At 68.7% G+C, this 5,448-nt stretch carries 6 protein-coding genes; 4 read left to right on the top strand and 2 right to left on the bottom strand.

Annotated elements, in window-relative coordinates; all coding sequences use genetic code 11:
- The first annotated feature begins 45 nt into the window (after window positions 1-45).
- The 4 genes from D7V93_RS36770 to D7V93_RS36785 all read left to right on the top strand — a co-directional run bounded on the left by D7V93_RS36770 (window position 46) and on the right by D7V93_RS36785 (window position 4,354).
- Window positions 46-1,065, top strand: a complete 1,020-nt coding sequence (locus tag D7V93_RS36770) for an alpha/beta fold hydrolase (protein WP_120647792.1) — start codon at window positions 46-48, stop codon at window positions 1,063-1,065.
- 7 nt (window positions 1,066-1,072) lie between these two features.
- Complete coding sequence (locus tag D7V93_RS36775; protein ID WP_120647793.1) at window positions 1,073-1,981, top strand: AraC family transcriptional regulator; 909 nt, start codon at window positions 1,073-1,075, stop codon at window positions 1,979-1,981.
- Window positions 1,982-1,994: 13 nt separating this feature from the next.
- Window positions 1,995-2,426, top strand: a complete 432-nt coding sequence (locus D7V93_RS36780; protein ID WP_120647794.1) for a VOC family protein — start codon at window positions 1,995-1,997, stop codon at window positions 2,424-2,426.
- A gap of 95 nt (window positions 2,427-2,521) precedes the next feature.
- Window positions 2,522-4,354: a metallophosphoesterase family protein gene (locus tag D7V93_RS36785; RefSeq protein ID WP_120647795.1), complete on the top strand. Its 1,833-nt coding sequence runs from the start codon at window positions 2,522-2,524 to the stop codon at window positions 4,352-4,354.
- Between the two features lie 3 nt (window positions 4,355-4,357).
- On the opposite strand, the gene sitI6 is transcribed toward D7V93_RS36785, so the two are convergent.
- Both sitI6 and sitA6 read right to left on the bottom strand, forming a co-directional pair.
- Window positions 4,358-5,086, bottom strand: a complete 729-nt coding sequence (gene sitI6 / locus D7V93_RS36790) for a SitI6 family double-CXXCG motif immunity protein (RefSeq protein ID WP_120647796.1) — start codon at window positions 5,084-5,086, stop codon at window positions 4,358-4,360.
- A gap of 28 nt (window positions 5,087-5,114) precedes the next feature.
- Window positions 5,115-5,448: SitA6 family polymorphic toxin lipoprotein (gene sitA6, locus D7V93_RS36795; protein WP_120647797.1), on the bottom strand; the 334-nt coding region annotated here is incomplete at its 5' end.

Consider the following 5,448-nt stretch of genomic DNA (forward strand, 5'->3'; position numbering starts at 1 on the left):
TCCAGCACCCGTTGCCCCGCGTCCCCCCGTGCCCGAGGAGGCCTCATGTCCGTCCGCGTCCCCACCCTGCTCCTCTCCGCCCTGCTCCTCTCCGCCCCTGCCGCCAACGCGCAGGAGCCGCGCCGCGCCGCGCCTGAGGCGCTGGGCCTGGGCATGGAGGGCTACCCCTACCCCGCCCCGGTGCAGTTCCTCCCCGTCACCCTGGAGGGCCAGGACCTGCGCATGGCGTACATGGACGTGAAGCCCACGGCCAACGCCAACGGGCGCACCGTCGTCCTGCTCCACGGCAAGAACTTCTTCGGCGCGTCCTGGAAGGACACGATCCGCGTCCTCACCGGCGCTGGCTTCCGCGTCGTCGTGCCGGACCAGGTGGGCTTCGGCAAGTCGTCCAAGCCTTCAATCACATACAGCTTCCACACGCTCGCATCGCTGACGAAGAAGGTGCTCGACACGGTGGGCGTGAAGCAGGCCGCCGTCGTGGGCCACTCCATGGGCGGCATGCTCGCCACGCGCTTCGCGCTGATGTACCCGGAGACCACGACCCAGCTCGTGCTGGAGAACCCCATCGGCCTGGAGGACTACCGCGAGAGCGTCCCGTGGAAGTCCACCGAGGACCTCTACCGCGAGAACCTCCAGGCCACCGAAGAAGGCCTGCGCAAGTACCAGCGCGGCTACTACGTGAAGTGGAAGCCCGAGTACGACGAATACGTCCAGGTCCTCTACCGCCAGACGCTCAGCGGCGAGTACCCCCGGCTCGCCTGGGTCTCCGCCGCCACGCAGACCATGATCTACGAGCAGCCCGTGGTGCACGAGTTCCCCCTCGTGAAGGTCCCCACGCTGCTTGTCATTGGCCAGGAGGATCGCACCGTCGTGGGCAAGGGCAGCGTGCCGCCCGCGCTCCTGCCGAAGCTGGGCCAGTACCCCGCGCTCGGGAAGAAGACCGCCGCCGCCATCCCGGGCGCGACCCTGGTGGAGCTCCCCAACGTGGGCCACATCCCCCACTTCGAGGCGCCGGAGAAATGGCACGCCGCCCTGCTGGACTTCCTGCGCAAGGGCTCCAAGTAGGCCGCGCATGCACACCCTCCGCGTGGTGCGCCACGCGTCGGAGCGGGGCGGCTGGGAGATGGTCCTCGCTTCTCCTCCCGCGCACCTCACCTCCCTCATCCGCGACTATTGCGGCTACCGCGAGGCGACGCCCGCGCCCCTGCGCCGCCAGGAACTGCCCGGCGTCCAGGTGGTGCTCATCCTGGAGTTCGGCCCGCTCCTGAAGCACCTGGACGACGCGGGGCGGGTGACGCGGCACCGCTCCGGCTTCCTCGCCGGGCTGGATGAGCGCTGGAGCACCACCGAGCACACCGGCATCTCCCACGGGCTCCAGGTGAACCTCACGCCCCTCGGTGCCCGGCGCGTCCTGGGCCTGCCCATGCACGAGCTGTCCCACCGCGTGGTGGGGCTGGAGGACCTGTGGGGCCCGGAGGCGCGGCGGCTCGTGGAGCAGCTCGCCGAGGCCCCGCGCTGGGAGGCCCGCTTCGCCCTCATGGACGCGTTCCTCACCCGGCGCATGGAGCGCGGCCCGGCCGTGGAGGCGGGCGTGCAGTGGGCCGTGGAGCGCATCCACCAGACGGGCGGCAACCTGGACATCGCCACGCTGGCGCACGCGCTGGGGCACAGCCACAAACACCTCATCCACCAGTTCCACGAACACGTCGGCCTGCCACCGCGCCGGCTCGCGCGCCTGCTGCGCTTCGACCGTGCGGTGCAGCGGCTGAAGGCGGGCGGGCCCGTGCGCTGGGCGGACCTCGCGGTGGAGCTGGGCTATTTCGACCAGGCCCACCTGAACCGGGACTTCCGCCAGTTCACCGGCGGGCCGCCGTCCGCCCTGCTGCGCCGCACGCTGCCGGACGCGGGAGGGTTCGAATCCGGCCCGCAGGTGAAATCCGTACAAGAAGCGCCCCACGCGGAGGGGCAGGATGCGCGGTGAAAGGAAGACACCCATGACCGCGAACACGACCCTGCCCAGCCTGTATCCGTTCATCCGTTACGAGGACCCGGAGGCCGCCCTGCGCTTCCTGAAGGAGGCCTTCGGCTTCGAGGAGCGGGCGGTGTACCGCTCGCCCGACGGCGCCCTCGCCCATGTGGAGCTGACGCTGGGCCACGGGCTCATCATGTTCGGCGGCGCGGACAGCGCGAACCGGCTGAAGATGGCGTCGTCGAAGCAGGTCCCCGCGAAGAACCAGGGCGTCTACATCGTGGTCACGGACCCGGATGCCCTCCACGCGCGGGCGAAGGCCGCGGGCGCGCGCATCCTGATGGAGCTGCACGACACCGACTACGGCTCGCGGGACTTCATCGCGCTCGACCCCGAGGGGAACCTCTGGAGCTTCGGCACGTACCAGCCGCTCGCCGCGCCGCCGCCGAAGGGGTGAGGCGCGAGGCTCGCGACCAATCGACGGCGGCAGGGGCTTGTGACACGCTTTCGGGTCGGCCGGGACGACCGGCCCCGCACCACCTGGGGGACGTGATGAAGCTGCTGCTAGGGCCCATCCTGTACGCGAAGACGCAGCCCGAGCCCGACGAGGCGCTCCACGACACCTGGAGCTTCTTCGTCAACGTGTTCCTCGACAGCGCGTCGACAGCCACGCCCCCGGGCCTGAAGCTGTGCTTCCAGGACCGCGAGGGGAAGGTCGTCTTCGCGTCCGAGGAGGCCCGCCCCGTGGCGGACTTCACCTGGCTGCCCGAGGACACCCGTGGCGTGGTGTGGCGCTGGGAGGTCCAGCTGTGCCGCAAGGAGGAAGCGCAGCGGCTGTCCTACCACTTCGAATCACTGACGGACCCGGGCACGCCCTTCTCCTTCGAGGAGCCCCCGCCGCCCCCGGGGAAGCTGCCGTATCCCTTTCCGAAGCAGCCCCTGCGGGTCGCCAACGTCGTGGTGCCCCAGCGCGGCGGCTCGCCGAACATCGCCTTCTTCTCGTGCAACGGCACCAGCCAGGGCAACTGGGGCAACATCGATGATCCGCTGGCGCTCTGGTCCAAGATGCTGCGCCAGCACGAGAGCGACCCGACGGATCCCGCCAAGACGCCGGGCTTCCAGCTGCTGCTCGGGGGTGGAGATCAGCTCTACGCGGACTCGCTCTGTCACACCGTGGAGCCGTTGAAGAAGTTCATGAGGCTCCCCCGGTCCGCGCGGAGGGAGGCGCCGCTGCCGGACGGAGTGCGCGACGTGCTGGTCGCCGCCTACGTGAGGCTGTACCGGGAGCGGTGGGGCGGCGAGCAGGGCATTGGCGCGATGCTCCGGTGCGTGCCCGGCCTCTTCATGTGGGACGATCACGACATCATCGACGGCTGGGGTTCGCTCGAAAGACTCCAGTGGGCGCCCTGGTACCGGGCGCTCTACGACGCGGCGGCGCGCACGTTCGAGGCCTTCCAGCGGGGCGTGCTCGACCAGCCCCGGAGTGTGCGCGAGCCGGACGACCAGGAATCGTTCTGCCTGCCACCGGGCGCCCCGGAGCGGGATGCCCGGGCGACGCGGCACTACTTCCAGGCCGCCTGCTTCTCCACGCCCGAGTGTGACCTGGACCTGGTGCTGCTGGACCTGCGCAGCGGCCGCACGCTGCGGGTCACGGACCCGGAGGCGTCGCCCCCGGAGGTCGAGTACCCGGTGATGAGCCGCCCCCAGTGGGCCGCGTTCGACGCGTGGCGCGACCAGTACCGGGGGCGTGCGGAGAAGAACGGGAAGAAGACGCGTCACGTGCTGGTGGTGTGTTCGGTGCCGCTCGTCCACCTGCGCTTCGGGACGGCGGTGGAGAGCGGCAGTCGGATCACCACCCTGCGGGACGACATGCTGGACCAGTGGGAGTCCGGGGTGCACAGCGGCGAGCGTGAGCGGGTGATCATGAACCTGTTCTCGTTGGCGAAGCAGGCGTACTGCGCGGTGACGGTGTTGTCGGGAGACGTGCACGTGGGGGCGCATGCGACGCTGCGCTCGCGCAATCCGGATCACCTCATCCCGGCGCTGCAGTCCGCGGGGCAGGTGTGCATTGAGCAGGCGACGTCCTCGCCCATCGTCCATCCGCCCCCGAGCCCGATGGAGTTCGCGGGCATGCTCTGGATGTCGCAGGACTCGCGCGAGTATTTGTCGAAGGGGCTTGAGACGGAGCTGGGGCTGCTCGGCGAGACGCGCTACCTGCGCGACCGGAATTGGTTGTCCATCCGCGTGGACCGTCCCCGGAAGAAGGAGGACGCGAATCCAGACGTGAAGGCGCGTCCCCGGCTCTGGGCGCGGTGGGTGACGGAGCAGAGCAAGCTCTCCACGGAGCTGGTCGTGTACCCGCCGCCCTTCCTCAAGGAAGGCTGACGGTCAGGAGCGCACGGGCAGCTCGCGAAAGGAGATGCCCGTCCAGCCGCCCTGCTCCACGGCGTCCTTGAAGCGGTCGGTGCCGATGATGACAGTGGCGAAGTTGCCCACGCGGAACAGGTCCGTGTCCGTAGGGAGGGAGGCCTCGTCGAGGATGGGATCGTCCGGTCGACTCAACCCCTGTCTCCCACAGGTGGTGCATGGGGGTGCCACGTCAGGGGGAAGGCAATCACGGTGAAGCAGCCCGCGTGGCTCGATTTGCAGTTCGAGGATGTCCGGGGGCGTCTTCTGACGGAACTTCAGCTCTGTCTTGCATCCGAGGAGTCCGCGTACGCCCGCAGCCTGGAGGCTGTCGAGCGTGTCACGACGGATGATCATCAGGGAGTGACCCAGCCACGTGAAAGGGCCGAACTGCCCCGAAGCGGTACCTACAAGAGGACCGAAGTTCGTCCCGGGGGGAAGTTCTGAATTCGGTGGGGCAAGGGGACGCACCAACGCCTGGAGGCGGACAAACTCAGGGAAGGGTTCAGGTCGGGCCTCTTCGAATTCTCCATGCTCGGGGATGAGTGAAAGGTCCACGGCGGGGTACTGGCGCCCCGCTCCTGCCCAGGTGACACCGCAGCCTGGACAATTCTTGAGGCCTGGGAGGCCCCACTTGTGAGCGGCATCGAAATCCCCGCTGTAGCGCGACGTTGCTACCGTGTCGTCGCGCAGCCAGAAGTAACGAGACATGGGCTTTCAATCCTCAATCAGAAGAAGGTCAGTTGTACTGCTGAATGGGACCGCCGATGAGTTGGAAGCGGTAGATGAGCGTCCCGGCATGCTGGTAGATCTCCTGGGAAGAGGCATTCGGGTTGGCGTCCATGTATTCGCGCCAGGCCTGATTCCACTCGCCACCCTTGGGCCCGCCGCTGTGAATGCGTCGGTGAACGTGAACGGGGATGGGCAGGGTGTACAGGTGGATATCGACGCCTTGCTTCTTGAACCACCGAGCCAGGTCCTCCGCCTGCGGGAAGACGTGATGCTTCTCGAACTTCCCCGCAGGCAACCGCCGCTGCGGCAGCGCCGGCTTGGGAATCCCATTCGAGGGGAAC

Source organism: Corallococcus llansteffanensis (assembly GCF_003612055.1).
Taxonomy (GTDB): Bacteria; Myxococcota; Myxococcia; order Myxococcales; family Myxococcaceae; genus Corallococcus; species Corallococcus llansteffanensis.